16 protein-coding genes, 5 tRNA genes and 2 pseudogenes are annotated in these 25,225 nt (G+C 66.0%); 13 read left to right on the top strand and 10 right to left on the bottom strand.

All coding sequences use genetic code 11. From position 1 onward, the window contains the following. Window positions 1–258: 258 nt before the first annotated feature. A protein-coding gene (locus DEJ08_RS18550; protein ID WP_284180522.1) for an IS5 family transposase occupies window positions 259–1,153 on the bottom strand; the annotation gives its coding sequence in 2 pieces (ribosomal slippage) (window positions 259–801 and window positions 803–1,153; 894 coding nt in all). A 230-nt stretch (window positions 1,154–1,383) separates the two neighbouring features. Here DEJ08_RS18550 and DEJ08_RS18545 point away from each other — a divergent pair. The 3 genes from DEJ08_RS18545 (at window position 1,384) to DEJ08_RS18535 (ending at window position 2,326) form a co-directional block, all read left to right on the top strand. Then, window positions 1,384–1,680, top strand: coding sequence for a hypothetical protein (locus DEJ08_RS18545; protein ID WP_111055716.1), 297 nt, complete (start codon window positions 1,384–1,386; stop codon window positions 1,678–1,680). 474 nt (window positions 1,681–2,154) lie between these two features. Next, window positions 2,155–2,227, top strand: a tRNA-Lys gene (locus DEJ08_RS18540). A 24-nt stretch (window positions 2,228–2,251) separates the two neighbouring features. Next, window positions 2,252–2,326, top strand: a tRNA-Leu gene (locus DEJ08_RS18535). 32 nt (window positions 2,327–2,358) lie between these two features. Here DEJ08_RS18535 and DEJ08_RS18530 read toward each other — a convergent pair. Beyond that, window positions 2,359–2,430: transfer RNA gene (locus DEJ08_RS18530), tRNA-Gln, on the bottom strand. A 34-nt stretch (window positions 2,431–2,464) separates the two neighbouring features. Here DEJ08_RS18530 and DEJ08_RS18525 point away from each other — a divergent pair. Next, window positions 2,465–2,542: transfer RNA gene (locus DEJ08_RS18525), tRNA-Ile, on the top strand. Window positions 2,543–2,574: 32 nt separating this feature from the next. Beyond that, window positions 2,575–2,650, top strand: a tRNA-Thr gene (locus DEJ08_RS18520). Window positions 2,651–2,695: 45 nt separating this feature from the next. On the opposite strand, the gene mobF is transcribed toward DEJ08_RS18520, so the two are convergent. Then, on the bottom strand, window positions 2,696–7,240 hold the full coding sequence (mobF, locus tag DEJ08_RS18515; RefSeq protein ID WP_258367324.1) for a MobF family relaxase: 4,545 nt from the start codon (window positions 7,238–7,240) through the stop codon (window positions 2,696–2,698). Window positions 7,241–7,845: 605 nt separating this feature from the next. Between mobF and DEJ08_RS18510 the strand changes: the two genes are divergently transcribed. Both DEJ08_RS18510 and DEJ08_RS18505 read left to right on the top strand, forming a co-directional pair. Continuing rightward, window positions 7,846–8,367, top strand: a complete 522-nt coding sequence (locus DEJ08_RS18510; protein WP_111055714.1) for a hypothetical protein — start codon at window positions 7,846–7,848, stop codon at window positions 8,365–8,367. 8 nt (window positions 8,368–8,375) lie between these two features. Beyond that, window positions 8,376–8,918, top strand: coding sequence for a hypothetical protein (locus DEJ08_RS18505; protein ID WP_146248603.1), 543 nt, complete (start codon window positions 8,376–8,378; stop codon window positions 8,916–8,918). A gap of 349 nt (window positions 8,919–9,267) precedes the next feature. Here DEJ08_RS18505 and DEJ08_RS18500 read toward each other — a convergent pair whose 3' ends face one another. The 3 genes from DEJ08_RS18500 to DEJ08_RS18490 form a co-directional block, all read right to left on the bottom strand. Then, entirely contained in the window at window positions 9,268–10,272 is a 1,005-nt protein-coding gene (locus tag DEJ08_RS18500; protein ID WP_146248602.1) for a hypothetical protein, read from the bottom strand. A gap of 276 nt (window positions 10,273–10,548) precedes the next feature. Continuing rightward, window positions 10,549–10,725 (bottom strand): hypothetical protein, encoded by a 177-nt coding sequence (locus DEJ08_RS18495; protein ID WP_284180526.1) that lies wholly within the window; start codon window positions 10,723–10,725, stop codon window positions 10,549–10,551. Between the two features lie 396 nt (window positions 10,726–11,121). Then, on the bottom strand, window positions 11,122–11,706 hold the full coding sequence (locus tag DEJ08_RS18490) for an LPD29 domain-containing protein (protein ID WP_111055710.1): 585 nt from the start codon (window positions 11,704–11,706) through the stop codon (window positions 11,122–11,124). A 652-nt stretch (window positions 11,707–12,358) separates the two neighbouring features. Here DEJ08_RS18490 and DEJ08_RS18485 point away from each other — a divergent pair. Further along, window positions 12,359–13,253 (top strand): IS5 family transposase gene (locus tag DEJ08_RS18485; protein WP_284180522.1). Its coding sequence is split into 2 segments (ribosomal slippage): window positions 12,359–12,709 and window positions 12,711–13,253, totalling 894 coding nucleotides; the frame shifts between segments, so codons are not numbered across the junction. A 165-nt stretch (window positions 13,254–13,418) separates the two neighbouring features. On the opposite strand, the gene DEJ08_RS18480 is transcribed toward DEJ08_RS18485, so the two are convergent. After that, window positions 13,419–13,619 (bottom strand): hypothetical protein, encoded by a 201-nt coding sequence (locus DEJ08_RS18480; protein ID WP_111055736.1) that lies wholly within the window; start codon window positions 13,617–13,619, stop codon window positions 13,419–13,421. A 1,266-nt stretch (window positions 13,620–14,885) separates the two neighbouring features. On the opposite strand from DEJ08_RS18480, the gene DEJ08_RS18475 reads away from it, so the two are divergent. From DEJ08_RS18475 to DEJ08_RS18455, 5 genes and pseudogenes are all read left to right on the top strand, one after another. Next, on the top strand, window positions 14,886–15,086 hold the full coding sequence (locus DEJ08_RS18475; protein WP_258367327.1) for a GntR family transcriptional regulator: 201 nt from the start codon (window positions 14,886–14,888) through the stop codon (window positions 15,084–15,086). Window positions 15,087–15,149: 63 nt separating this feature from the next. Then, window positions 15,150–15,437 carry a hypothetical protein gene (locus DEJ08_RS18470; RefSeq protein WP_111055739.1) on the top strand — a complete coding sequence of 96 codons (288 nt, stop codon included), beginning with the start codon at window positions 15,150–15,152 and terminating at the stop codon, window positions 15,435–15,437. Window positions 15,438–16,360: 923 nt separating this feature from the next. Continuing rightward, entirely contained in the window at window positions 16,361–17,080 is a 720-nt protein-coding gene (locus DEJ08_RS18465) for an SDR family NAD(P)-dependent oxidoreductase (RefSeq protein WP_111055740.1), read from the top strand. Window positions 17,081–17,353: 273 nt separating this feature from the next. Beyond that, window positions 17,354–18,248 (top strand): IS5 family transposase gene (locus DEJ08_RS18460; RefSeq protein ID WP_284180522.1). Its coding sequence is split into 2 segments (ribosomal slippage): window positions 17,354–17,704 and window positions 17,706–18,248, totalling 894 coding nucleotides; the frame shifts between segments, so codons are not numbered across the junction. A 155-nt stretch (window positions 18,249–18,403) separates the two neighbouring features. Further along, window positions 18,404–19,671, top strand: a pseudogene (locus tag DEJ08_RS18455) (ISL3 family transposase). A 1,138-nt stretch (window positions 19,672–20,809) separates the two neighbouring features. Here DEJ08_RS18455 and DEJ08_RS18450 read toward each other — a convergent pair. The 3 genes and pseudogenes from DEJ08_RS18450 to DEJ08_RS18440 form a co-directional block, all read right to left on the bottom strand. Beyond that, window positions 20,810–21,300 (bottom strand): annotated as a pseudogene (locus DEJ08_RS18450) (transposase); the annotation flags it as partial. 10 nt (window positions 21,301–21,310) lie between these two features. Then, the gene (locus tag DEJ08_RS18445) at window positions 21,311–21,709 is read right to left on the bottom strand and encodes a DUF3060 domain-containing protein (RefSeq protein WP_181439096.1); all 399 of its coding nucleotides are present in this window, start codon (window positions 21,707–21,709) and stop codon (window positions 21,311–21,313) included. 260 nt (window positions 21,710–21,969) lie between these two features. Next, window positions 21,970–24,690, bottom strand: coding sequence for an Ig-like domain-containing protein (locus tag DEJ08_RS18440; protein ID WP_284180525.1), 2,721 nt, complete (start codon window positions 24,688–24,690; stop codon window positions 21,970–21,972). Between the last annotated feature and the right edge of the window lie 535 nt (window positions 24,691–25,225).

The following is a 25,225-nucleotide window of genomic DNA, read 5'->3' as shown; positions in this document are numbered from 1 at the left end:
CTCATCGCTGCCGGCGGCTGGCTTGGCGCGACCGCGCACTCGATCGGGAATGGCGGGTCCGTGACCTACTACGCCTGCTACTAACCCGATAGCCGCGGAGTCTTCCGGTGATCTGACCGGCTAACCCGGGCACCGCTCGCTCCTCTGTTTTCTGTTGCCGTCCACCGCTGCCTGGTGGGTCGGTTCGTTCCTCATGCCCTCTGGAGGCTTCTCATGCCTGTTCCCACTGCCACCGCTGTGGCTGCGCCGCGTCGGCCGCTAGGGCGTGTCTTGCAATTGGTGGAGCCAGGCGATGACGGCGTTGAGGACGACGGCGGCGCGGTAGACGATCGCGAGTTTGTCGTACCGGGTCGCCAGGCCTCGCCACTGCTTCAACCGACAGAAGCCGCGCTCGATGACGTTGCGCTGTTTGTAGTCGATCGGGTCGTAGGTGACGGGTCTGCCGCCGCGGAATCCGCGCCGCTTTCGGTGTCCTTGCTGGTCGCGGGGTTCCGGGATCACTGCCTCGATGCCGCGACCGCGCAGATGGGCTCGGATGGCTCGGGATGAGTACGCCTTGTCACCGCGGAGCTTCTCGGGTCGGGTGCGTGGCCGGCCGACTGGCCGAGCGACGCGAAGCTCGGCCAGCAGGGGCAGCAGCATCGGTGAGTCGCCGGCCTGCCCGGGTGTGATCAGTGTCACCAGCGGCAGCCCGTGCCCGTCGACGAGCTGGTGCACCTTCGTGGACAGGCCGCCGCGGGAGCGGCCGAACCCGTGGTCAGGCGGCTCGGACCGAGGATCCGTGTAATTCGATGAAGCCCCCTGTGGTGCGGGTGATGTTCGTGGCGTGCTGATGCGCACGGGCGATCGTGGAGTCCACCGACACCGACCAGTCCACCTGCCCGGCCGCGTCCGCCGCGGTCAAGAGCCGGTCGAGGACGATATCCCAGGTGTCATCGCCAGCGAGCCGGCGATGCCAAGCCCATACCGTCTGCCACGGCCCGAACGTCCGCGGCAGGTCCCGCCACGCGATCCCGGTCCGGTACCGGTAGATGATGCCCTCGACCATGCTCCTGGCGTCCGCGAACGGCCGCCCCGCGCGACCCGTCCGACCGGGCAACAAATCAGCGATCAACACCCACTGAGCATCCGAGAGCAACTGGAAGCGAGGCACCCCAACAGCATCCAGGAATCACGAGCAACCGATTACAAGACGCGCCCTAGTCGACACCGTCACCGAGCAGATCCGCGACTGGATCTTCGCCGGCTCGCGGCGTTGCCGGAGTGGCGGGCCGTGGTGTTCTCCAGCAAAGCCCGCCCCGTCCAAGTCCAGGTCATGCCCTGGTTTCAGCATCCGACCCTGCAGCCCCGCATCAGCGCCCGACTTCCCCAGGAGCAGCCCGCATGACCGACGCCACCACCGAACCCATCACCCAAGTGACCCAGCCGACCCGGCCGATCCGGTTCAGCCCCGGCGAGCTGCCCGACGGCTACAACCAACCCCCGCACGGCGAGGACGACGGGCGGGTGCCGCCGGAAGATCCCGAACACCCCGACACTGGGGAGGACGTGTCGCCGACGGAGGGGTTCCTGGCGTGGCTGCGAGCCCGGATGCTCCGATTCGAGGGGTCCCGGCGGGAGCATCCCTGGTGTCCGGAATGGTGGCTGCACCCGGAAGCAGTCCGCAATCGTGCTCGCTGAACCGCCCACTGGCTGGGAAGCACTCAGCTGACGGGCAACGCCCGTACGGACGGCGGCCCCAGGTCACCACGAGGTGGTGTCTGGGGCCGCCGCCGTTATCTCCTTAGCCTCGTCGCCACAGATCCAGAGCGAACCGGGCCAGAGTCACGAGCAAGCTCGCGATTCCCAACCACGGCACCTCACGTCTGCGGCGCGGCTCGTTGCCTTCCGACATGAGCCCCCACCTTCCGTGTGCCAGCGCCGGCGGACACAAGAAGCAGACAAGCCAAGGGGAGCGTGCAATCAGGACACGTCCCGATTACACTGGATCCCGAGCGAAGACTCGGGGACGCAGCTCCGTCCCTGGCTTTCCCACTCGGAGAGCACGGAGGGTCCGCCACTGTTGACGCAGTGTCGGGCCCTTATCCGTGCCCGGGCTGTGCGACCCGGCGGTACCGCACATCCCGGTGACAAGGGTACGGGGGTTCCGCTTACGTGCCTGTAGCTCAGTTGGCAGAGCAGCGTCCTTTTAAGTCGCGGGTCCAGGGTTCGAGCCCCTGCGGGCACACAGCACCGCCAGCACGGCGGCTTGGCCCTTGTAGCCCAATTGGTAGAGGCAGACGACTTAAAATCGTCGCAGGTGCGGGTTCGAATCCCGCCAAGGGCACCCAAACCGGCCATCCCGATGGTGGCGGGAAGTTCCGCCTCCAGGATTCGAACCTGGACCGTGCAGCACCAAAGGCTGACGTGCTGCCGTTACACCAAGGCGGACCGCGTCATGCGCAGGCATTATTCTGGCAGGTGTGGGCCGGTAGCCAAGCTGGTGAAGGCAGTCCGCTCATAACGGACCGATGCGCGGGTTCAAGTCCCGCCCGGCCCACCAACCCAGCGCCCTGTCCGAGGGCGTGTGGGTTTGCCGGTATGGCGCAATTGGGAGCGCACCGGACTTGTAATGCGGGGGTTGCGGGTTCAAGTCCCGCTACCGGCCCCACCCTTATGCAGACTCACCGCCACGGCCGCACCCACGGTTGTGGGGTCAGAGTTCGCGGCCGGTGTCCTGCTCGCGGGTGTGTTCATCGTCGTGTCGTGCGGGTGCGCCGTCGAGGCGTTCGGGGAGGTCGTGGACGGTGTCGGGGTCGATACCGGCAGCGGCGAGAAGGGCGCGTTCCTGGTCGGTGCGGGTAGTGGCGAGGCGGAGGTCGGCGGCGGCTGCGTCGTGGGCGGCCTGCTGCGCCTTCCGCGCGGCGGCCTGCTGCAAGCGGACCGCCCGCGCTACGGCAGCGTGCTGCTCGGCGATTTCGGTGCTGGTTGTGGGCATTCTGGTTCCTTCCTGGGGGCGGGCGATCGCCTGCTGGGTGGCGATGCGTGCGGCGCGCATCATCGGTGTCTCTGCCGGCTGAGCGTCCTCGGTGACGGCAGCCGGCGCGTCATGCTCGGCGGCACGCTTCCCGTGGGTTGCTGCGGCTGGTGTGTCTGATTCTCGGATGCCGGTGTCGCTGATGCGTTCCGGGGTGCGGATGGTGTGGTCGATGCCGGCAGCGGTGAGCGCGGAGCGCTCTTCCCGTGTGCGCTGCGACGCGATCTCGGCGACTGCAGCGGTGGCGGTCCGCTGCGCACGGCCGGCTTCCGCAGCAGCGGCGACCTGCCCGGCAGCGGTCGCCGCAGGGCCGGCGTCGGTGTCGATGCTGCGGGCGGCTGCGTCCACGGTCGCCGTCCTCGCGGCGCGCATCATCGGTGTCTCCGTCGGCTGCGCGCCTTCGACCGCCGCCTGGGATGGCGCAGGTGAAGCATGCGTGTGGTCGGCGTCGACCACAGCGTCGCCGCTCCTCTGCGGTGTGGCTTCGGCGGTGAGGACGGCAGTGCGGCGGTGCTCGGTCGCGCTTTGTGCGGCGGTTTCGGCACGGTGGTGTTCCGCGGTGAGGCGCTCCGGGGTGGTGGTGGTGGCGGTGGTGGCGGTGGCGGTGGCGAGCATCGCGGCTTTGTGCATCGCGGTGACCCGTCCCGAGAGCGCTTTCCCGAGCGGCTTGGTCTGCTTCTCCTCCGGGATGGCGTCTGGGGTGGTGGGGTCGATGCCGTATTTGCTGCGGAACACGGAGATCTCCGCGGCGAGGCGGGTCCACGCGTCGCGGCGTGCCCCGTGGTCAGGGACCGGCCCGAGTTGGGTCGCCCAGGCGGGTTGGTCGGCGGCGATACCGGTGCCGTATTCGTGGAGACGGAGGGTGAGGTAGTCGTAGCGTTCCTGCAGGTGTGCCCGCCATGTGTCCGGCGTGTGCGTGCTGCCGAGGGCTTTCCGGTCCGCGATCCACGCCGGAATCGGATGCGTGTCCGCTTCCGTTGTGGCGGCGTCCACCCGGTCAGGGTGATCCTTTTTGAACTGTTCGATGCGGCGTTCCAGACGCCACGACAGCACGGCGGCTTCGTCTTCCGCGGTCCCGAACTCTCGTTCCGCGTGCGCGGCGGCGAGCACGGTGACGGGGTCCATGCCGATGCGTCCGGCGTGCGCGATGCCGGCGAGGACCGCGTCCCAGCTTTCGTTCTTCGCCAGCTCAACGACGCGGGTCTCACCGAGGGCTTTCGTGGCGATGGCGGTGAGGCGGAAGGTGTCGGCGCGGGTGGCGACGTCGGCGTACTGGTCGACGAGGGTGGGGAGGTCGTCGACGCGGGATTGTTCGTGTTCGATGGTTTCGTGGGCGGAGAGGACGTGGTCGTAGTTGTCTGCGATCTGCGCCAACACGTCGCGGACGTCTTGCCCGTCTCCGGTTTCGACGTAGAGGTAGTTGCCGAACTTCCCTCGGGTGAGCGCTGCGTAGACGTTGTTGCGGCTCGTCATTGACGACGCGAACGCGCGGCCGATATCGCTGGTGGAGCCCTGGCCGCGGTTGACGGTGGCGGCGTAACCGAGGTGCACATGCTGCTGCACGTAATCGGCGGGCAGCAGCAGTGTGTGGCCGGATGTGGCGTGTTCGACGAGGAGCGACCCGTCGCGATTGGGTTTCTTGACGGGCCAGAGGTCGCCGTTCTCGACCCGGTCGCGGCCCCGGTTGTAGCGCAGGAGCGCGTTGTTCTCCCGGGTAATGACGGTGTCGCCGGTGTGCGCGTAGGTGCCGTCTCGGAGGATGGTTTTCTTCCGGCCGGTGACGTGGCCGGTGAGGATGCGGTGCGCTTGCGCTTTCTCGTTCAGGGCCGCCATCTGCTCGTTCGAGCTGGCTTGCATAAGAGTGGTCATGCCGGCGGCGGTGTCGGTCTGCCAGTGCTCGAACGCGAGCTGCTCGAGGACCTCTTTGCTGCCGCCGAAGATACGACCGTTTTCCAGATACCAGGCGAACCGGTCGCCTTCGAGGGTGGGGTCGCGCAGCAGCAGCGACGCGGCCGCTTCCTCCGCGTTCCGGAACCGGTGGAGTTCTTCAAGGTGGACGCTGTCGGTGCGGTTGTCGAGGAGCCGGAGTGCGCCGCCAGCTTCGACGGCGTCGAGCTGGCGGTCATCGCCGAGGAGCCGGACGTGCGCACCACGCCATTCAGCATCGTCGACGAGGCGGGCGAGGTTCTCGGTGCCAGCCATCCCGGCTTCGTCGATCAGGAGGATATCGCCGGGGCCGAGAGCAGGGCCGGAGCCACGCTTCCGGGCGCCGAGGTAGCCGTGGATCGTGGTCGCCTTGATGCCGAGCTCGGCGCGCATCACCCGTGCGGCGGCGGACGACGGGGCTAAGCCGACGACCTTCCCGCCGGCGTCGGTGGCGGCTTGCACGGCGAGGCGCATGGCGGTGGTTTTCCCGGCCCCGGCCGGGCCGATCCCGACCTTCAGCACCTGCGGAGAGGTGACGAATTCCTGCGCGAGGAGCTGCTGCCCGGCATCCAACTGCCCGTCGAATGCAGCGAGTGTCTTGGCGAAGGATGCGGCGCTGACCGGTGCGTGGGTGTGTGTTGTTGCGGCGGCGAGGAGGGTGTCCTCGGCGGTGAGGAGGGTGTGGGAGGTGTAGAGGTCGGAGCCCTTGTGGGCGTAGAAGGAATGGCCATCTGCGCGGGTGAGGGGCTCGAAGCGGTGCGGTTGCGGCGGGGTGATCGCGACGACGTTCCCGGTGATCGCGGTCGACGCGATCGCGTGGGCGAGCTCCACCCGTCGCTCGTCCCCGAACCGGTTCACCATGACCCAGCGTTCGGCTTCGGCGAGGACGTGGTTCCACCCGAACACCGCATGATGCTCCGACACCGTCGCGACGATCTCCGCGGCCACCGCCGATTGATCGACCTCGGCAGCCGGCACGCCGTCGCGTTCCGCGGCCTGTTGTTCGCGCCGCTTTGTGTGGCGGAGACGGTCTCCGGTTTGCTGGACGCGGGCGGTGTGGTGGCTGACCTTGTGGTCGCCGATGATGCCTGCCGCGCGCTGTTTGAACCCGGCCAGCACCTCGCTGAGGGGCTGCGCTTTGGGTTTGTCGGGCCGGGTTTGCAGGGTGGCTTGCTGCGCCAACTGCATCCGTGCTTTCGCGCCGGGTGCGCGGCCGTGCTCATTCCGGTACTCGCGTTCGAGCTTGGTGATGAGCTTCTTGATCTGTTGGCTGCGGGCGGAGAACGCGTCGATCAGGCGCTGATCGACACCAGCGATCTCCATCACTGGCCGCTTGCCCGCGGTGACCTGTCGGGCCTCGACTTCGACGCCCATCTTGCTGCTGATGCGGGCGAGGACCTCGTGGTTGTAGTGCTCGGACGCAGCGACCGTCATCCGGTGCAGCAGCTTCGAGTCGATGGTGCGCCACTTCCCGTCGACCCCCTTGACGAGGTTCGACACCACCAGGTGGTCGTGCAGTTGCGGGTCCCCGGTGCGGGAGGTGTAGTGGCGGAACATGGTCGCGTTGAAGCCGCCATCGACGTCAATCTGCGCTACCCCGTTCGTCCCGGCACGGGTCGCGATGCCCTCCCGCTGCAGGAACCCGATCGTGGACTCCAACGCTTCATCCTGCGCTTGTTTGATCAGCCGCCGGTCCCGGTTCGAGCCGAGCGCCCACAGCACGGACACGCTCTTCGCCGGCGAGAGAACATGATCAAACCCCGCGACGGCCTGCTGCGCGGGCTTCGTTGCGGCGGTGATGAACCGTCCGAGCTCTTCCTTACTGGACGGCTGCCGGCCCTTCGCTTTCTGGAACGCGACCGCGCCCACCCGGGCGCGAATCTGGCGCCGCTCATCCGCCGTCGGGGCACGGTGGAAGCGGCGCTCGAAGGAGTCCAAGCCCTCCCGAATCTCCCGCACCAGGGCGTTGTCTTTCTGCTGGTACGCGTAGTACTTCCGTCCCAACCGGGCAGCGTTCTGCGCCTCCTGCGGGGTGTCTCCAGCGGCGAGACGTTCCGCGATGATGCGGTCCGCGTCCGGGTGCAGGCCCTCACCGAACAGGGCCTTCATCTGCGCCTCAATGACCTCACCCGACACCCCAAGGTGCTTCAGCCCGCCACCCATCCACCGGCCCGGCGGGTTCCCCTCGACCGTGTAGTAGTCCGTCAAGCCGCGCTTCTTGTCCCGCTTCCGGTCCCCGGTCGCGACCTGGTCCGTGTAGTACAGGTACCCGTCCCCTGCGGACAGGACATGCAGCATCATCACCGCACACCACCACCCGGAAGGTCACCGAGGAGTGGCCGAAACATCAGCGCGAACCGCACCAAAACAGCGCTGAAGCGACGTTGAGGAAGCGTCAAACACGAGTGCGGAGTGCGGAACATCACCCCGATCCTGCCGGGAGCGGAGCCTGATTCATTACTAATGCCAGAGGTGTGACGGGTTGTTGGCCGCAGGCTGGGGGTTCGTGGCGTGAGGAACGAGGGTCATGAACCCCCAGCCAAGGACAGCAGGCCGTCCACGGACGATGGAGCTTGCGGAGTCGGGAGTGCGTGCAGGCGTTGGAGACCGCGAGGGGAAGTGGTGGCGGCTGAGGAACGAAGGAGCCGACACGAGCCGACGGGGTCGACTTCGCACTGCATGACCCGCGCCCCGACACGGGGCCGCACACGCGCAGTGTGCCCGCAGGGCGCTCCACCTCCCGACCAGTCCCCGCCGCGTCGTGCCGCGCGAGCCACCGCACGGGCCGGGGGGCTCTCGCGGTGGAGTTATCCACAACCATCAGGACTCGTCCGATCTGGTTCGTGATAGTGACCCTCGGCGGCACCGGCCGGTGCCGCCGAGGGAAGCGATTGGAGTAGCAGGTGGCGGGGACGGTTCGGAAGTCGGGCAAGCAGGTGCAGGCCCGGCAGCGGGCACGCGCGAAAGCGGCGGAGTTCCGCGCGAAGCAGGACCGGTTGGAGCAGCTCGCTGCGGACTACTTCGTCGCAGCAGACGAGCTGGACCAGATCGCGGACCGGATCGTGAAAGAGATCACCCGAGTTCGAGAACGCGGGGAACGCGACGGCACCGCCGCACGTGAGCGCGCAACCCGCGCCGCGACGGAGATGCTCACCCTCGGGGCGAGCCGGTCCGAAGTCGCCGAGCGGCTCGGCATCACCGGCCGGGAACTCCCCAAGCCCGTCACGGCCACCGAAGAGCCCACCCCGGCAAGCGATGCCGTGGACGTGGCGCCCGACACGGCGTCGGACCTCGGAACCGTGCAGAGTAGCACCACTGTGGACACCGCACCCGACGGTGCCGGGAACGACCGCGACGACGAGAGCAACATTGACGGTGACAGCGTTGCCCGCGACCACTTCGCGGGTTGGGGCACCGCCGAATGAGTGTGCGCGTGGCACCGATGCGGGGTTTGCCGTTGCCGCCGATGACCGTCGCGGAGCGGACGGGCCGGCGGGTGACGATCAGTGTCGCGGACGCGGACGCGATCCGCGCCGCCAGCGACCACCGGTTCCCACCGAAGTCCCGAACCGCGGCCGCGCTGCACCGATGCCTTGACGTCGCCGAAGCCGCCCGGCACGTCTGCCTCACTGTCACCGACGACGAGGCAGAGACGCTCCGCAGCATCGACGTGGCTGCGCTACCGGATCGGATCGCGGACGCACTCGAAGACCTGCTCCACCTACAGTTCGACGGGCCAAACGACGACACGGCCGACCTTGTCGCGTCGGTGAGCGTCGCGAACGTGCGCGCCCTGTACCGGCACTACCTCCAGGACTCCTCCCGGCCAGGGCAGGCAATCCGCGCAATCGTGGAATGCAGCAACTACCTCACCGTCAGCATGCGCGTCGAGCTGTGCTGGGAATCCGCATTCCTGATCGACACCCTCACCGCACTCCACCCCCGCAGCCGAGCGCTCCGCAACGCCCGCGCCTGACACGACGTGGGCGGCGAGCCGGGGTCGCGGTGGGCGTTAGGTGGCGGGTGTGATGTTGGACGAGCGGGAGCGGTTCTGGGTCCGCCGCGACGGCCGACAAAAGGCATTGCGGCCATCCCGGTACGCGCACGAACAGACCACCGGGACGGTGTTGCCGTCGTCGGTGATGCTGCTACACGCCTGCGACGTGCCGTTGTGCGTGCACGTCGACGGCGACCCGGCCGTGTCACACCTGTTCGTCGGGAACCAGCGGGTGAACATGCTCGACCGGGAGCAGAAACACCGCGGCGGGAACCAATACTCGGCGCTCGGGTGGCGGGGCACCAGCCGCCGCCAGCGGGTACAGCGCTCACGTGAGCTCCGCCGAGTGCTCCTCACCCACGGATGGGACCGAGCCCGAATCAGCGGCGCCCTCGCCGGCGTCGACGAGAACCAACCCCGCCTGTTCTGAACGGTGGCCGTGATAGGCGTCGTGCCAGCGGAAGTAGCCGACGTTGTGCCGAGTAAGGGTGCGGAATTTGCGGCCGGCGAGATCACCGATCACGTCGCCGAGGTCGGTGCCGGAATCGTTGGCGTGGCGGCCGCGGATCATGCCAGTGGCGGTGTCGACAGTGATGTACCCATGCTCGAACAGCGCGTCGCAGCCGAGGACGCAGGCGAGAACAGCGATATGCAGGTCGGTGCGTTCCTCGAAGCTACAGCGGGCGCGGGGCTTGATGTGCGCCGTCGCCAAGAGCGCGACTGGAAAAACACGGCCGCAGAAGTCGCACGGCGCTATCAGACGCCCACGCAGGAGTGCTCTGCGCAGCAGCGGCTGTTCCAACCGATACGACCCCACCCGGCGACCATCAGTTCGGTCGCCACCGAACCAGTCCCTGCAGCCCCCTCCATGCTGGTCCGTGGTGGTCGTGCCGGGTGCAGGGCGAAGACCGACAACGTCTAGAACTACGGAGAGCGCCGGGTTAGGGAGTGTGAATACGTAGCCGTTGCCGACACCACCGTCCGAGTCGAACGCGGCACCAGGACCAGCAGCCGCAACACGCGCCGCCTTCGATATCTCATGCAACGGCACATATCGATCGAGTTCACTCACGCGCACCCGCAGCACCCAACCGACACGACCATCTGGCTCGTACGGACGCTCGCTCTGGACGGCAGTGGCGGTAACCTCGCTGACCGCGACGATGCAGCTGCCTGCGTAGTGCACCACCGTGTCCCCGACCGCGAGGGCAGTGAGGCGTTCAAAGTGATGCACGCGTTGCCCGGCACGGCCACGCAACGGCGCCCACAACACACCCAACGCTAACTCCACCGGCCACGACTGCCCCTGGTTCACCCACCACACCGAAGTCACGCACCGACGTTACCGATCACCCCATAACCCTCATTCGGCGTGTAAGCGCAACCGATTGGGCGTCAGCGCGTGCGGCGCGGTCGTATTCGCCGCGGCGGCGGGAGAGTTCCGCGAACGACGGCCGAGACGCTGACGGTTCCGGTGGGGCGGGTCGGCGGCACATCTCGGCGTAGTACCGGTCGGCGTCCCGGTTGGCCTGCTCGAGCTGTCGGCGTATCTCGGCCATCAGTTCCGGTGCGGCGGCGGCGAAGCCGACCATGTACCAGGCCTCCCAGATCAGCCGTTCGGCGGGAGTGAGTTCCCATTCTCGGACTCGCTCGGATGGGTCGGTGGTGGCCTGGTCGATGGCGATGAGGGCATGCCGGGGTCGGTGAGGAACAGTTCGTCGACGGCGGAGCGGACCGCGTCGCTGATGACATCCGGCCGGCCGACGGTCGGGGTGGTGGCGGTCATTGCTGTGCCCCGGTATCCGGGATGGCCGCGGTGGTGGTGTCGAGGTGGTGGGGGCGGTGTAGGTGGGTGAGGATCGCGTCGAACCGGTCGAGTTCCTGGTCGTATTGGCGGCGTCGCCGGGACCCGGGCACCCACCGTTTGGCGAGGGCGCGAGCGGAACGGGTGCGCTGCTCCACGCAATGGTCTGCGCCACCGAGTACGGCGGCGTGACACCACGGGCAGCGGAAGCGGCTTCGTTCGGTGTTCGCGCAGCACCGGACATGGCAGCAGTGTCGGCACGGACTGTGGTGGGCATCGTTGGTTCTTTCTCGTGTGCGTGGGGGCGGTTCTGTGGCGGTGGGGCAGGTGGGTGGGGCCGCGGCGCAGGTGGTTGCGGCGGCGCGGCCCCACCCCGGGTTACTGGCGTGCCCGTCCCGTGGATGGTGCGGGGGTCGGGGTGAGGTCGGTGTGTTGCAGCAGGAACCGGACCGCGGACCAGGCGGAAAGTTGCGGGCGGTCCCAGCCGCGGTCGCCGTCGTTGAACTCGCAGCCCTGCCCGTCCGTAATGTCCCGGCCGTCCACGAGGACGCCGGCGTCGTCGCAGAGGATCAGGTGCGGCATGTTGCTGGATTCCCGGATGATGCGTTGCGCTTCGAGGTGCCCGGCGGGGGTGTAGTCGCGGGAGGTGTTGATGCTGTCGCAGCAGTACCGAACTTCGGTCGGCATCTGTCCCGGTTCCCCGGCGATCAACGTGGTGCCGTGGTCGGTGTAGGTGTCGGTCATCCCGTCGAACGAACGGCCCTCGTACTTGCCACAGATCTCGTCCACCTGAGCACTGGTGGGGCCGTCCTCGTGGTGAACGGTGATCCATGCGGCCGCGGTGCCGGTGGAGCAGCGCACGGAGAACTTGACGCCCGGGAACCGGGTCCGGAGCTCTGTGCGGAACAGGGCAGCGACTGCATTCGTGGGAAGGACGGTGGTCGGAGTGTCGATGTGTTGCATGGGTGTTTCCTCTCCCTCTCGTTGTTTTGCCGTGAAGGCGACTTGTCGCCGCTAGGACGAGCGGGTGGTGTGCAACCCCTTGGGGCGGTGGGGAGAGAATTTCGGCGCGAAATAAGCGAAGCGCGCGCCGAAAATCTCGGAGGAGGCGGCGGCTTGCCGCTTGCGCTCCGCCCGAGCGTCCGTACGCTGCCGAAGGCTTCACGGCACAACACCGGGCCCGCAGGGCCTCACAGTGCCGGCTTGCCGGCTCCCTTGGCCTTGCGGCTCCCGGTCCCGGCCGGAAGCTCTGAACGTGACCGGGCCTCGGCATGGCCGGTAGGCCCCGTACCGGCGTTGATGGCAGCATCCGGCGTATGGGATCTCTAACGGGAAGGGGGGTGCCAAAAGTCCCAACTGACATAATCAATATTATCGGCGCCGTGCTGGGTCAGCGTGGTCGTCGTTGTCGAGGTGGGTGATCTCCGTACGCGCCCCGCGTATCAGGTAGCGGAGATTGCGATCGATAGCGGCTGATTAAATTTTCCCAATAGTCGGCTATCGTTGGATATATGCTTCCCGAGCAGAACCCATACAGTCCTGGTTCCGGCCGCCGTCCCCCCGAGCTAGGGCGTGTCTTGTAATCGGTTGCTCGTGATTCCTGGATGCTGTTGGGGTGCCTCGCTTCCAGTTGCTCTCGGATGCTCAGTGGGTGTTGATCGCTGATTTGTTGCCCGGTCGGACGGGTCGCGCGGGGCGGCCGTTCGCGGACGCCAGGAGCATGGTCGAGGGCATCATCTACCGGTACCGGACCGGGATCGCGTGGCGGGACCTGCCGCGGACGTTCGGGCCGTGGCAGACGGTATGGGCTTGGCATCGCCGGCTCGCTGGCGATGACACCTGGGATATCGTCCTCGACCGGCTCTTGACCGCGGCGGACGCGGCCGGGCAGGTGGACTGGTCGGTGTCGGTGGACTCCACGATCGCCCGTGCGCATCAGCACGCCACGAACATCACCCGCACCACAGGGGGCTTCATCGAATTACACGGATCCTCGGTCCGAGCCGCCTGACCACGGGTTCGGCCGCTCCCGCGGCGGCCTGTCCACGAAGGTGCACCAGCTCGTCGACGGGCACGGGCTGCCGCTGGTGACACTGATCACACCCGGGCAGGCCGGCGACTCACCGATGCTGCTGCCCCTGCTGGCCGAGCTTCGCGTCGCTCGGCCAGTCGGCCGGCCACGCACCCGACCCGAGAAGCTCCGCGGTGACAAGGCGTACTCATCCCGAGCCATCCGAGCCCATCTGCGCGGTCGCGGCATCGAGGCAGTGATCCCGGAACCCCGCGACCAGCAAGGACACCGAAAGCGGCGCGGATTCCGCGGCGGCAGACCCGTCACCTACGACCCGATCGACTACAAACAGCGCAACGTCATCGAGCGCGGCTTCTGTCGGTTGAAGCAGTGGCGAGGCCTGGCGACCCGGTACGACAAACTCGCGATCGTCTACCGCGCCGCCGTCGTCCTCAACGCCGTCATCGCCTGGCTCCACCAATTGCAAGACACGCCCTAGCCTCCTCTCCCGCTCGACGAACGAGGAGCGCGGCAACCCCACCGAGGGTGAGCAGCACCCCGGCGACGAGGAACACCTAGACCGACACTTCGCCCCCCCACCTCCCGAGCACTCCCACGGTCGATGTGAAGCTCACTGCTGTGGTCATGGTTCTAGTCTCCGTGGTCAGGCGCGGGCGCCGGCGTATCGGGGGAACATGCGGTCCATCGTTGCTTCGTGACGGGCGGCGCGGGAGAGCTCCGCGAAGGTCTCGCGCGATGCGGTCGGTTCGGCGGGGGCGGGTCGGCGGCACATCTCGACGTAGTACCGGTCGGCGTCGTGCTCGGCCTGCTCGAGGCGGGCGCGGAACTCGAGGACCTCGGCCATGAGCTCCGGCGCGGCCGCGCGAGGAGTGTGGCGAATGTCGGACGGCAGCTCCCACGAAGCCAATACTCCACCGCCGTCCGACACCCCCTTCCAGACCACGGGTCAACGAAGGTCTGGAAGCCGATCCGGGGAAAAGCGGCCCGAAGTTCCCAGCCCGGACACGTTTCCCCCGGCCCCGCCGCGGTTGCACCAGATGGCACACCACTGCGACCGCGGCGGAATGTCGGAAGCCCGCCCAAAAGTGAGGCTTCCTGCTCGGGTTGCACCGTGTATGCGCCACTGCAACCCTCGCTTCCTGTAGCGAAGTACTAATTACCTACAAACGCGCGCAGGTAGACCGGCGTGTCTACTTCTTTGTGGAGAATCACAAGGCCAGCGCGCTTGTGGGCTTGGGGTAGTAGTGGCGCTGCTCGTCGGCCCGTCCGATCCTGCGGAGCAGGATCCTTCCTCGCTGCGGCAGGACGCATCGGAGGGGCTTCCCCGTCCGGGCGTCGCGCGTGCACCACCGTCGTCGGGACTGCTGCAGGTTTGGTTGACTCCTGAGAGGTAGGGGCATTGGCTCCTGCTGTCATGGATGTCACCGCCACTGGGGAGCAGGACATCCTGGGGATATGGGCCAGCGACGGCGGCGAAGGTGCAAGGTTTCTACCGGTTGCGGCCGAACACGCTGGGTAATCGGGTGGATGCCCTCGCTGAACGCGTTCGCAATCAGCCACCCGTCCCCCTGAGCGGACTGGAAACCAGCAACTGCCAGCACCCTCACCCACCGTTAAAGCGGAAGACTCGACGGACGAGCGGATCAGCCGGCGTGCGCTGGCCGCGCAGCAGGTGATCTCGATATGGCTGACTGGGAGACGGCTGACGCTGTCGAGGGCTGCGGTGTCTTCGTTTGCGGCGGCGGGGTCGAGGGCAGCTACAACTTCCACTGCGGCGGGGAGGTCGTAGGCAGTTTCGCCCTTTGGTGCGGTGTGTGCGATCACGGGGCGCAGGCGTACTCGGTGAGGAAGTCTGGCAAATAGTCATCAGCGTCAGCGCGCGCACGGCATGAACGCCGTGAGGCCGGTGGCGCGTGATCTCCACGCCGTAGGCGACCAGGCAAAGTGTTTGAAAACGGTCCCATATCGACCAGCTCCACCAGCCCGATCGGTGCCGGTTGAGCGATTACAAACCGGCGCTGCCTACAGTTGTGCCCCTCGCCTGGTGAACTGATCCGGTGGTCAGCTTGACCGTATGGCAGGCCGGTGGCATACCGTTGCATGCCTGCCCGTGCCGCAACCCTCGCCTGAACCCCAACGTCAACTGATCCGTGATGTTGCGTACTCCCGAATCAGGGACGAGATCGATAACGGTCAGCTCGAACCCGGCGAGAAACTCAACGACGCGGACCTGACCGCATGGTTGCAGGTACCACGGACCCCGATCCGGGAAGCGATCGCGATGCTCGCAGACGGGCTGATCGAGATGTAACCCAGCCGGTACACCCGCATCCCGGACCGGTCCCCGGACGCGTACCGGCGAGCAGCGGAATATATGCACATGATCCGCAGCTTTGTCCTGGAACACCTCGACCGTGTCCCCGCGAAGCACCTCACAGAAGCGCGGAAGCGGATGAGTGTTCTACTGCCGAGGCTGGAGGAGCACGACCGGGATGAGCAGATCAGCTTCAACGACGAGTTTGGAGCACTCGCCGATCCGCTCATCACCGCTGCCGAGCAACGTGTCCGTTCCCAAGCCCAGTTCCACCTGCAACGCCCTGACGCAGCGATCAGCTGGGACCACATCACCAACCACGCTGAAACCCTCGTCGCCGGCGCCTGATATTACGACGCGCAGCCCGTGGCACCCGAGTGACGGCAGCTACGATGCGTCGCAGTTGCTAAGGTCGGTTTCCGCGAGCGGCTTGCCCTCCGGGGTGAGGTAGGTGACATATAGCACCAGCGGCGGCGTCGACCCCTTCGTGCACGTATCCGGGACCCTCGTTGATTGTGTCGCCGGCATGGTAGACGTGCATGCCGCCTGGGTAGATCGACGCGTAATGCGTCAGCGCGCCCGCCTCAACGACTCCCACCAAGCGGCCGTAGTGGCAGTGCTTGCCCGTGGTCGCGCCCGGCTTAAACGTCAAACGACGGAAGTTCACCTGCACCGGTCCGGCGACGTGCACGTTCGCATCACCATCTTGTCCGCGGCCGGACCGCTCTCCCGTTTGGACTCGGTCTCTACTGCGCTCACCCGCTACCTCCCGAACTCGCCCAACCAGCACGATCCCAAACTGCACCATGTTGCCTTTCCAGTACCCCATGTCGACTTTTGTGTATGCATGTACGATATCTTGGGACGGGTAGTTGGGAGAGCGCGCTCGTTATCACCGGCGTCGAGGTGGTGGAGGGTTACCGGACATCGTTCTCGGCGCACAGCGGGTTCGTGTCGTGTCGCTCGTTCGAGCTCGCCGCCGACTTCGGTGTTCGCTCGATGATGTTGACGAAGTGGCTGCGCCGCGCTGCGGTGGACGACAGAGAACGACCTGGAACCCCGCACGCTGAGTCCGAAGAGGCCTGTGAGCTGCGGCGCCGGAACCGGCTCCTCGAACAGGAAGTCAAAGTCTTCCGACCGCGGCCACGTACCTATCCGCAGGCCCTCCAGCTTCTGCTGGTGGATGTTTCCTACGCCCGGAACGGCCATCGTCCAATGGACCCGCAACCGTGCCGGCACCATTGCCGACCACGCCCCAATAGAGTACATCCGTGATTAACCAGAATACAAACCACCAGCAGGTAGCTCTCGTAGTAGGAGCATCGCGAGGCATCGGCGCCGCTACTGCGTCTCGTCTAGCCGACACCGGCTACCTCGTATACGGCACGCACCGTGGCAGTGGCGTTCCGGAGGGAGTGCGTCCGTTGGAGGCGGACGTGACGGACGATGCCAGTGTTCGGACCGCCGTCCGGACTATCGCGGCCGAGGCGGGTCGGCTCGATGTTGCCGTGGTGAACGCCGGAATCGTCCGTCAGGACCTCCTCGTGCGGATGACACCTGCCGCGCTGGAGGAGGTCTTCCGGGTGAACACGTTCGGGGCGATCCTGGCGACCAAACACATCATGAGCGTGATAAATCGTCAGGCTTCGGGATCGGTCGTGCTGGTCTCATCCGAGAGCTCCAAAGCCGGCATCCCTGGCAGCAGCCACTACACGGCATCCAAGGCCGCCCTCGAGGGTTTCGCGAGGTCGATCATGTGGGAGTACGGCCCACGCGGCATCCGGATCAACGTTGTCGCACCCGGCTCCACCGAAACCGACATGTTCGCCCAGGTCGACGAAGGACACCGCGCCAGGCTCCTCGAGCGGACCCCCCTCGGACGCTTTGGCCAACCCCACGAGATCGCCCAGACCATCCACTGGATCGCTGAGAGCACCTACCTCACCGGGGCGTGCATCCCCGTAACAGGGGGAGAAGGACTCGGCTACTAAGACTGACGTAGTCAGCCCATGCCCAAGTGAGCTCGAGGATCTGTTCGGGAAGGGCGACGTATTTAGGAGAGCGTCCTTTGGAGCTCGGCTCCAGATTGCCCTTCACCTCTTCCCGCATCCCGAGCGCGCGTGAGCGCACCCTGAAGGAGGTCTTGCCGAGTCCGAGTCCGAGTCCCGACGCCCTCATAGAGAGGTCCAGAGAGGGGCCTGGACTGTGAGCCAGCTAGGGCGCGTCTTGTAATCGGTTGCTCGTGATTCCTGGATGCTGTTGGGGTGCCTCGCTTCCAGTTGCTCTCGGATGCTCAGTGGGTGTTGATCGCTGATTTGTTGCCCGGTCGGACGGGTCGCGCGGGGCGGCCGTTCGCGGACGCCAGGAGCATGGTCGAGGGCATCATCTACCGGTACCGGACCGGGATCGCGTGGCGGGACCTGCCGCGGACGTTCGGGCCGTGGCAGACGGTATGGGCTTGGCATCGCCGGCTCGCTGGCGATGACACCTGGGATATCGTCCTCGACCGGCTCTTGACCGCGGCGGACGCGGCCGGGCAGGTGGACTGGTCGGTGTCGGTGGACTCCACGATCGCCCGTGCGCATCAGCACGCCACGAACATCACCCGCACCACAGGGGGCTTCATCGAATTACACGGATCCTCGGTCCGAGCCGCCTGACCACGGGTTCGGCCGCTCCCGCGGCGGCCTGTCCACGAAGGTGCACCAGCTCGTCGACGGGCACGGGCTGCCGCTGGTGACACTGATCACACCCGGGCAGGCCGGCGACTCACCGATGCTGCTGCCCCTGCTGGCCGAGCTTCGCGTCGCTCGGCCAGTCGGCCGGCCACGCACCCGACCCGAGAAGCTCCGCGGTGACAAGGCGTACTCATCCCGAGCCATCCGAGCCCATCTGCGCGGTCGCGGCATCGAGGCAGTGATCCCGGAACCCCGCGACCAGCAAGGACACCGAAAGCGGCGCGGATTCCGCGGCGGCAGACCCGTCACCTACGACCCGATCGACTACAAACAGCGCAACGTCATCGAGCGCGGCTTCTGTCGGTTGAAGCAGTGGCGAGGCCTGGCGACCCGGTACGACAAACTCGCGATCGTCTACCGCGCCGCCGTCGTCCTCAACGCCGTCATCGCCTGGCTCCACCAATTGCAAGACACGCCCTAGTGAACGATTTCGAGCCGAATCGGGCTACTGAGTAACCGGCTCTTCGCAAACGAGGGGTAGGGCCGGTCGTGTGATGGGGCGGGTCGGTCCTCCGGAACGGGGTCGAGGTCTCCCAGGATGGAAGTTCTCACACTTACCGTCCGGAAGACCTCGACGTGCACCACGCTACCTTCGCGACCCCTGACCTCACATCGTTCTGCCGCTTGGACGAGCTCGGCCTGACCGTGGTCGGTCAACGACTCGAGTCCGATCAGGCCGTGATCGAGTGTCGGCTGACGGCCCCGGATCCGTGGTGCCGTCGCTGCGGGGCGGAAGCGACGTCGCGAGGAACGCTGACGCGTCGCCTCGCGCACGAGCCGTTCGGGCATCGGCCCACGACGCTGCTGCTCCGGGTGCGACGGTATCGGTGCGAGCACTGCGGACGGACGTGGCGAGAAGACACATCCCGGGCTGCTTCGGAACGGGCGAAGCTCTCCCGCGGCGGTCTGCGGTGGGCGTTGGCAGCGATCGTGATCGACCATCTCACCGTCTCCCGGGTCGCCGCTGGGCTGGGCGTGTCCTGGCACACCGCCAACAGTGCCGTCCTCGCTGAAGGCCGACGGGTCCTCGTCGATGACCCGGCCCGGTTCGATGGGGTCACCACGATCGGGGTCGACGAGCACGTCTGGCGACACACCCGCCACGGCGACACGTTCGTCACGGTGATCATCGATCTGACCCCGAACCGCACCGGCACCGGGCCGGCACGGCTGCTCGACATGGTTCCGGGGCGCTCGAAGGCCGTGTTCAAGACATGGCTCGCGAACCGGCCGAAGTCCTGGCGAGACATGGTGGACGTGGTCGCGATGGATGGGTTCACCGGATTCAAGACCGCCGCCACCGAGGAGCTTCCGGACGCGGTTCCGGTGATGGATCCGTTCTACGTGGTCCGCCTCGCTGGTGACGCGTTGGACCAGTGTCGACGGCGGGTGCAGCAGCATCTCCACGGGCACCGCGGCCGAGCCACCGACCAGCTCTACCGCGCCCGCCGGACCCTGCACACCGGCGCGGACTTCCTCACCGACAAGCAGCACGCCCGCCTGCACGCCGTGTTCCGGACCGAGGAGCACGTCGAGGTCGAAGCGATGTGGGGCATCTACCAACGGATGATCACTGCCTATCGGCATCCAGACAAGTCCACGGTGCCCCCGCCCCGCTGGTCGAGCTCCGACGCCTCGGCCGGACCCTCACCCAACGCGTCGGCGACGTCCTCGCGTTCTTCGACCGCCCCGGCACGTCCAACGGCCCCACCGAGGCCATCAACGGACGCCTCGAACACCTCCGCGGCTCAGCGCTCGGGTTCCGCAACCTCACCAACTACATCGCCCGCAGCCTGCTCGAATCCGGCGGCTTCAAACCCCACCTACCCCCTCAAATGCGATGAGCCGAGTAACTCCGAGGCGTATGACGTTGGTATCCGCCCCATCTTGTCCGACAAGTAGATGCATAGGCTAACTCCGGATGGGGTTGCGCCGGGAGAAGCCGGCCGCTGGGTCGAGTCGCGATGGAAAGCAATCCAAGAACCCGGGCGAAGCAGCCACACGCGGCCGGCGGCACCCGTCAGTGGCACCGATGGAATGGGCCGCGGCTGCGAGTCAACCGCCTGCGCGATTCTCTGCCAAGCTGGTGCCGGTGACTGGAAGCTCCGATTCCATGTCCCCGCAGTTGATCGCGTCGCAGTCGCTTCCTATCGGTCGGGCGCGAGCCGCGGACGACGTTGGTCCAGGCGTCGGCCGGCTCTCAGCAGAAGCCCGAACCTCAGGCCATCGCGGGGAACCAAATGGTGTGCTCTGCCTCTCAGCCGGGCCGAATCATGACTGTCAATGCATGCACGCTCATGCCTAGCATCCCGTGTTCAGCTAGAATATTCACACGGATAACGACGAGGGCATCAAATGTTCGTCGCGCACGTCGGCGTCTGCGATCTTGCTTTGACGGGCGATGGTAACACACAACCTGATGCGGGAATTCCCACTGTCAGACAGTCTACGTGAGGAGTTGAGGTCCGAATGGCGACGGTCTCAGATACGCCACGATACGAGTGCGCGTTGTGCACCTGCCCCCCCCCCCCCGAAGCACGGTATATTCCCTATAGCTCATGGTCATCAAACATGACCGTGACGTTCATGGGGTGTAGACGCCGCGGTGTGCACCGATGTCGATCGCTGGTATTTCTGACTTCGAGGACCCCTAACCCCGATTAGAGTAGTAGTGCTAACTGCCTCCTCGCGTCCTTTTCCGAGGGGTCTGGTCCGGTCAGGACCCCGAGCATGCGGCTCTTCCTGTCGTTCCCCCGGGATAGCAGTCAGCGGAACGCTTGAATCGTTGGGCCCATTCGGCGCGCGGCGAGACTGGGACCGGGGTGACGCGCGGAGTCCATTGAGCGACGGCGGACGTAGTACGTGCAGAGCTGACGGGCTCCCCGCCTGCCACTACATGGCCGTGCGACGCTGCCCCTGTCCAGGTCGTCGTCGACGACGACGAGCGAATCACGGCTGCAGCCTGTAGCTCTAGGGCGTGTCTCACAATGTTTTGGTCCAGGCGAAGACGGTGTTGAGGACGACGGCGGCGCGGTAGATGATCGCGAGTTTGTCATATCGGGTCGCGAGGCCTCGCCGCTGCTTGATGTGGCAGTAGCGGCGTCCGGTGACGTTGCGGCTCGGTAGTCGGCGGCGTCGAGACTGACGGGCCTGCCGCCGCGTGAGCCGCGACGCTTGCGGTGTCTCTTTTGGTCATCGGGCTCCGGGATGATGGCCCTGATTCCGCGGGATCGCAGGTGGCCCCGGATTCCGCGGGACGAGTACGTCTTGTCACCTCGGACCGCGTCCGGGCGTGTTCGTGGTCTGCCGGTCTCGCGTCCGACGCGCAGGTGTGCCATCAGCGGGAGGAACATCGGCGAGTCACCAGCTTGTCCGGCCGTGATCAAGGTGACCAGCGGGAGCCCTGAGCCATCGACGAGCTGGTGGATCTTTGTGAACAGGCTGCCGCGGGAGCGGCCGACGCCGTGATCAGGACTGTTGAGGTTACTTTTTGGTGGTGGTGTTCTTGTCGCCGGCGATGATGTCGGGTGTGCTGCCGGTGTAGGTGACGGTGTTCCCGGTGCCCTCGAACGCGAGCTTCTTGACATGTCCGAGGGCGATGTGTGCGTCATTGACGCTAACCCACACGGTGGCGCAGTCGCCCAGGGCAGCCTTGCCGTCCTTGACATCGGCGACAGTGATGATGGCTTTGCCGTCGACGCACTTCCCGGTGGCCTTTGGTGCCGTGTTCGCAGCATCCGCCGTACCGGTCTCAACGCTAGTCGTCGCTGAGGACGACGCTGACGCGCTGGGCCTGACATCGTTACCGCCGGTGGAGCAGCCGGCAAGAGCGGCGATGATCGCGACGGAGCCGAGAAGCGCGGTGAGGAGTTTGGGACGCATGGGGTTCCTTATCTGCATGTGGGAAACGGTCTGTGGGTGATACGGACCCGTGAACGATCCGGAGCGGACGCGACCCGTAGCAGCGTTCAAGAACGAACGGTGCCGGGGCTGCTCGTTCCAAGGCCACGGGTGGATAAGGGGTGCGGGCCCGAGCCGTACTACTCGGGTTCCCGCCACGGTGGGGTCGGGCCCCGGGTGTGATCCCGACCCGACCCCACCGTGGTGTGGTTCCTGGGTACTGCTCGTTCCCGTTGGGTTAGTTACTTCGACGGGATAGTGGTGAAGCTGATCGTGCCCGTCACCGGCTCCTGCCCGGGAACCGTGTACACGGTCTCGAGGGTGTAATGCATACTCGGGTTCAAGTTGTGGCCAGTGAACGCCCAGTTCCCGAGCGCGTCCACGTTCGCGGTACCGATAGTGCGGCCACCGTTCTGCCCACGGATGATGACTTCCCCACCCGTGGTGCCCTTCCCAGCGAAGTCCACATCACCGGCCGGGGCAACCACAGCCGACCCCTCAGCCGGCGTATCAATCGTGAAGTCCTGCTCCACACCCTCCACCGGGATAGTGGTGAAGCTGATCGTGCCCGTCACCGGCTCCTGCCCGGGAACCGTGTACACGGTCTCGAGGGTGTAATGCATACTCGGGTTCAAGTTGTGGCCAGTGAACGCCCAGTTCCCGAGCGCGTCCACGTTCGCGGTACCGATAGTGCGGCCACCGTTCTGCCCACGGATGATGACTTCCCCACCCGTGGTGCCCTTCCCAGCGAAGTCCACATCACCGGCCGGGGCAACCACAGCCGACCCCTCAGCCGGCGTATCAATCGTGAAGTCCTGCTCCACACCCTCCACCGGGATAGTGGTGAAGCTGATCGTGCCCGTCACCGGCTCCTGCCCGGGAACCGTGTACACGGTCTCGAGGGTGTAATGCATACTCGGGTTCAAGTTGTGGCCAGTGAACGCCCAGTTCCCGAGCGCGTCCACGTTCGCGGTACCGATAGTGCGGCCACCGTTCTGCCCACGGATGATGACTTCCCCACCCGTGGTGCCCTTCCCAGCGAAGTCCACATCACCGGCCGGGGCAACCACAGCCGACCCCTCAGCCGGCGTATCAATCGTGAAGTCCTGCTCCACACCCTCCACCGGGATAGTGGTGAAGCTGATCGTGCCCGTCACCGGCTCCTGCCCGGGAACCGTGTACACGGTCTCGAGGGTGTAATGCATACTCGGGTTCAAGTTGTGGCCAGTCGCAGACCACTTCCCGTTCTTAACGGTCGTGTTCACCACTTCCCGGCCACCACCCTGGCCGCGGATCACAACCCGCGCACCAGTCTCACCGGTCCCGGAAAACTCCACGTCCCCGGTCGGCGCGATCACAACGCCGCCCTCGGACGGCTTTTCCACGACCAGCGGTGCGACCTCGTCCTGCGCGTCGACGGTGAAGGTGCGGCTCGCGGTGCTCGTCACCCCGTTTGCATCCTGGTTGGCGGTCACCGTGACTTCACCGTTCGGCAAGTCGGTATCGGGGGTAATCGACCAGGTCTTGTCCGACTTGACCTGCGTCTCGCCGATCTTCGTTTCACCGTTCTTCAGGGTGATCGTGGCGTTCGGCTCCCCAGTGCCAGCGATCTCCGGCCGTGCCTCCTGCACTGTCGTGTTCGCCGAGGGCCTCGAGATCGTGACAGGCGCCGCTACCCGCACCGTAACCGTGATCTCGTCAGTCGTGATGTTGCTGTTGCCCGCCCCCTCTGGCAATTGCGTGGCCGTGATTCGCACGACACCATCTGGGAGATCATGCTGCAGCGGCGGCGCAAGCGACCACAAACCACTCGCATTCACGTCGGCACGGCCGAGGAACACCTGCTTATCTTGAGCATCGAGGGCGGTCAGATATACCTCAGCTTGAGGTTCGCCGGCCCCTGCAAACAACGTCTGATGGGTGTGCAGCACCGTACCGTTATACGGCGTGCTGATCCTGACCGGCGCCGTGGGGGACGGGGTCGTGTTCACCGTGAACGTTACTGAGGTTTCCTTGCCGGTACCGGACTGGACTGCCTTCACTGTCACCGAGCCCTCGGGCAGATCCTCGGTCGGGGTCGCCCACCAGTTCCCTGCCCCATCGACCGAAACGGCCGGGGCGAGCTGCGTTCCGCCACGCGAAAGGGTGACCTTCCCACCGTTCGGATCAGCAGTCCCCGTGACGGTAGGACGAGCCGTCGTCACAGTGGCCCCACTCTTCGGCGACGTAATCGTGACCGGTGCCGTAGCCACCGTGAACGTTACTGAGGTTTCCTTGCCGGTACCGGACTGGACTGCCTTCACTGTCACCGAGCCCTCGGGCAGATCCTCGGTCGGGGTCGCCCACCAGTTCCCTGCCCCATCGACCGAAACGGCCGGGGCGAGCTGCGTTCCGCCACGCGAAAGGGTGACCTTCCCACCATTCGGATCAGCAGTCCCCGTGACGGTAGGACGAGCCGTCGTCACAGTGGCCCCACTCTTCGGCGACGTAATCGTGACCGGTGCCGTAGCAGGTGGGGTCACATTGACGTTGAAGGTTCGACTGGCGGTAGTTGTATCCCTACCGGTCGGAACTACAATCCGCGTTTGCGTCGCAGTGATGGAGTTTGAACCCTTCGGCAAGTCACTGGAAGGGCTAATGGACCAGAGCCCATTCTTATCAACTGTGGTTTCTCCGAGCTTCGTATTACCCGTGGTGACTCGCACGGACGCGTAAGGCTGACCTTGACCCTTAATCGCCGGCCGCGCGGTCGTCACCGTTTCGTTGTTGGAAGGCGAATAGATACTCACTGGAGCCCCATGCGAGGTAACAGTAAATGTGCTTTCAGCGATCCCACTGACACCCACTTGAGAAACCTTCAGCACATGGGTCCCGTATCCGATGTCATAGGGCGATAAGATCCCCCAACTGCCGCTTGAAACGGGCACATTCGCCAACGGCGCGTCGTCGATATCGAGTATCATAGCTCCCTCACCGGCCTTGGAAGTTCCGGAGAACCGCGGTCGGATTTGGTTCGTGCTCGAGCCATTCGCTGGCTGCGAAATCGTAATTCCTGACGCGCGCGCACTAACAGGATCATTAATGGGTGTTATGGCCCATGCTGGCGAACCAATGCTGAATGTACTTACAAACGCCACAGCGGCGAGCACACCGGCTCGCGAGAGCGTCTTCGAGATATTCACCGGGGAATGTTTCCTTCGTGATTGAGAGCCCGCAGGCTCAAAGGACAACGCGACAATGTGATATTGCGCTCGTGTTGCCGTCGTGATGCCGTCGTGATTGTTGCGTGAGTAGCACGAGTCGGCACGCTCGAACACGCGGGCCATTTCGCGTCACTGCTACGGCCACAGGGTGATCCCGGCCCGCACCATCGCTCGAACGAGCGACACGACACGAACCCGCTGCGCGCCGAGAACGATGTCCGGTAACCCTTCCACCACCTCCACGCCGGCGATAACGAGCGCGCTCACCTACCCGTTGCAGAGTATCACACATACA

Origin of the sequence: Curtobacterium sp. MCLR17_054, from assembly GCF_003234335.2 — a bacterium.
Taxonomy (GTDB): Bacteria; Actinomycetota; Actinomycetes; order Actinomycetales; family Microbacteriaceae; genus Curtobacterium; species Curtobacterium flaccumfaciens.
This window is presented reverse-complemented; position numbering and strand designations above follow the sequence as displayed.

Bases quoted from the DNA above. Each gene is read 5' to 3' on its own strand.
- DEJ08_RS18545 (WP_111055716.1), top strand. From the start codon at position 1,384: ATGACCGACGCCACCACCGAACCCATCACCCAAGTGACCCAGCCGACC.
- mobF (WP_258367324.1), bottom strand. From the start codon at position 7,240: ATGCTGCATGTCCTGTCCGCAGGGGACGGGTACCTGTACTACACGGAC.
- DEJ08_RS18495 (WP_284180526.1), bottom strand. From the start codon at position 10,725: ATGACCGCCACCACCCCGACCGTCGGCCGGCCGGATGTCATCAGCGAC.
- DEJ08_RS18490 (WP_111055710.1), bottom strand. From the start codon at position 11,706: ATGCAACACATCGACACTCCGACCACCGTCCTTCCCACGAATGCAGTC.
- DEJ08_RS18480 (WP_111055736.1), bottom strand. From the start codon at position 13,619: ATGGCCGAGGTCCTCGAGTTCCGCGCCCGCCTCGAGCAGGCCGAGCAC.
- DEJ08_RS18470 (WP_111055739.1), top strand. From the start codon at position 15,150: ATGCACATGATCCGCAGCTTTGTCCTGGAACACCTCGACCGTGTCCCC.
- DEJ08_RS18445 (WP_181439096.1), bottom strand. From the start codon at position 21,709: ATGCGTCCCAAACTCCTCACCGCGCTTCTCGGCTCCGTCGCGATCATC.
- DEJ08_RS18440 (WP_284180525.1), bottom strand. From the start codon at position 24,690: ATGATACTCGATATCGACGACGCGCCGTTGGCGAATGTGCCCGTTTCA.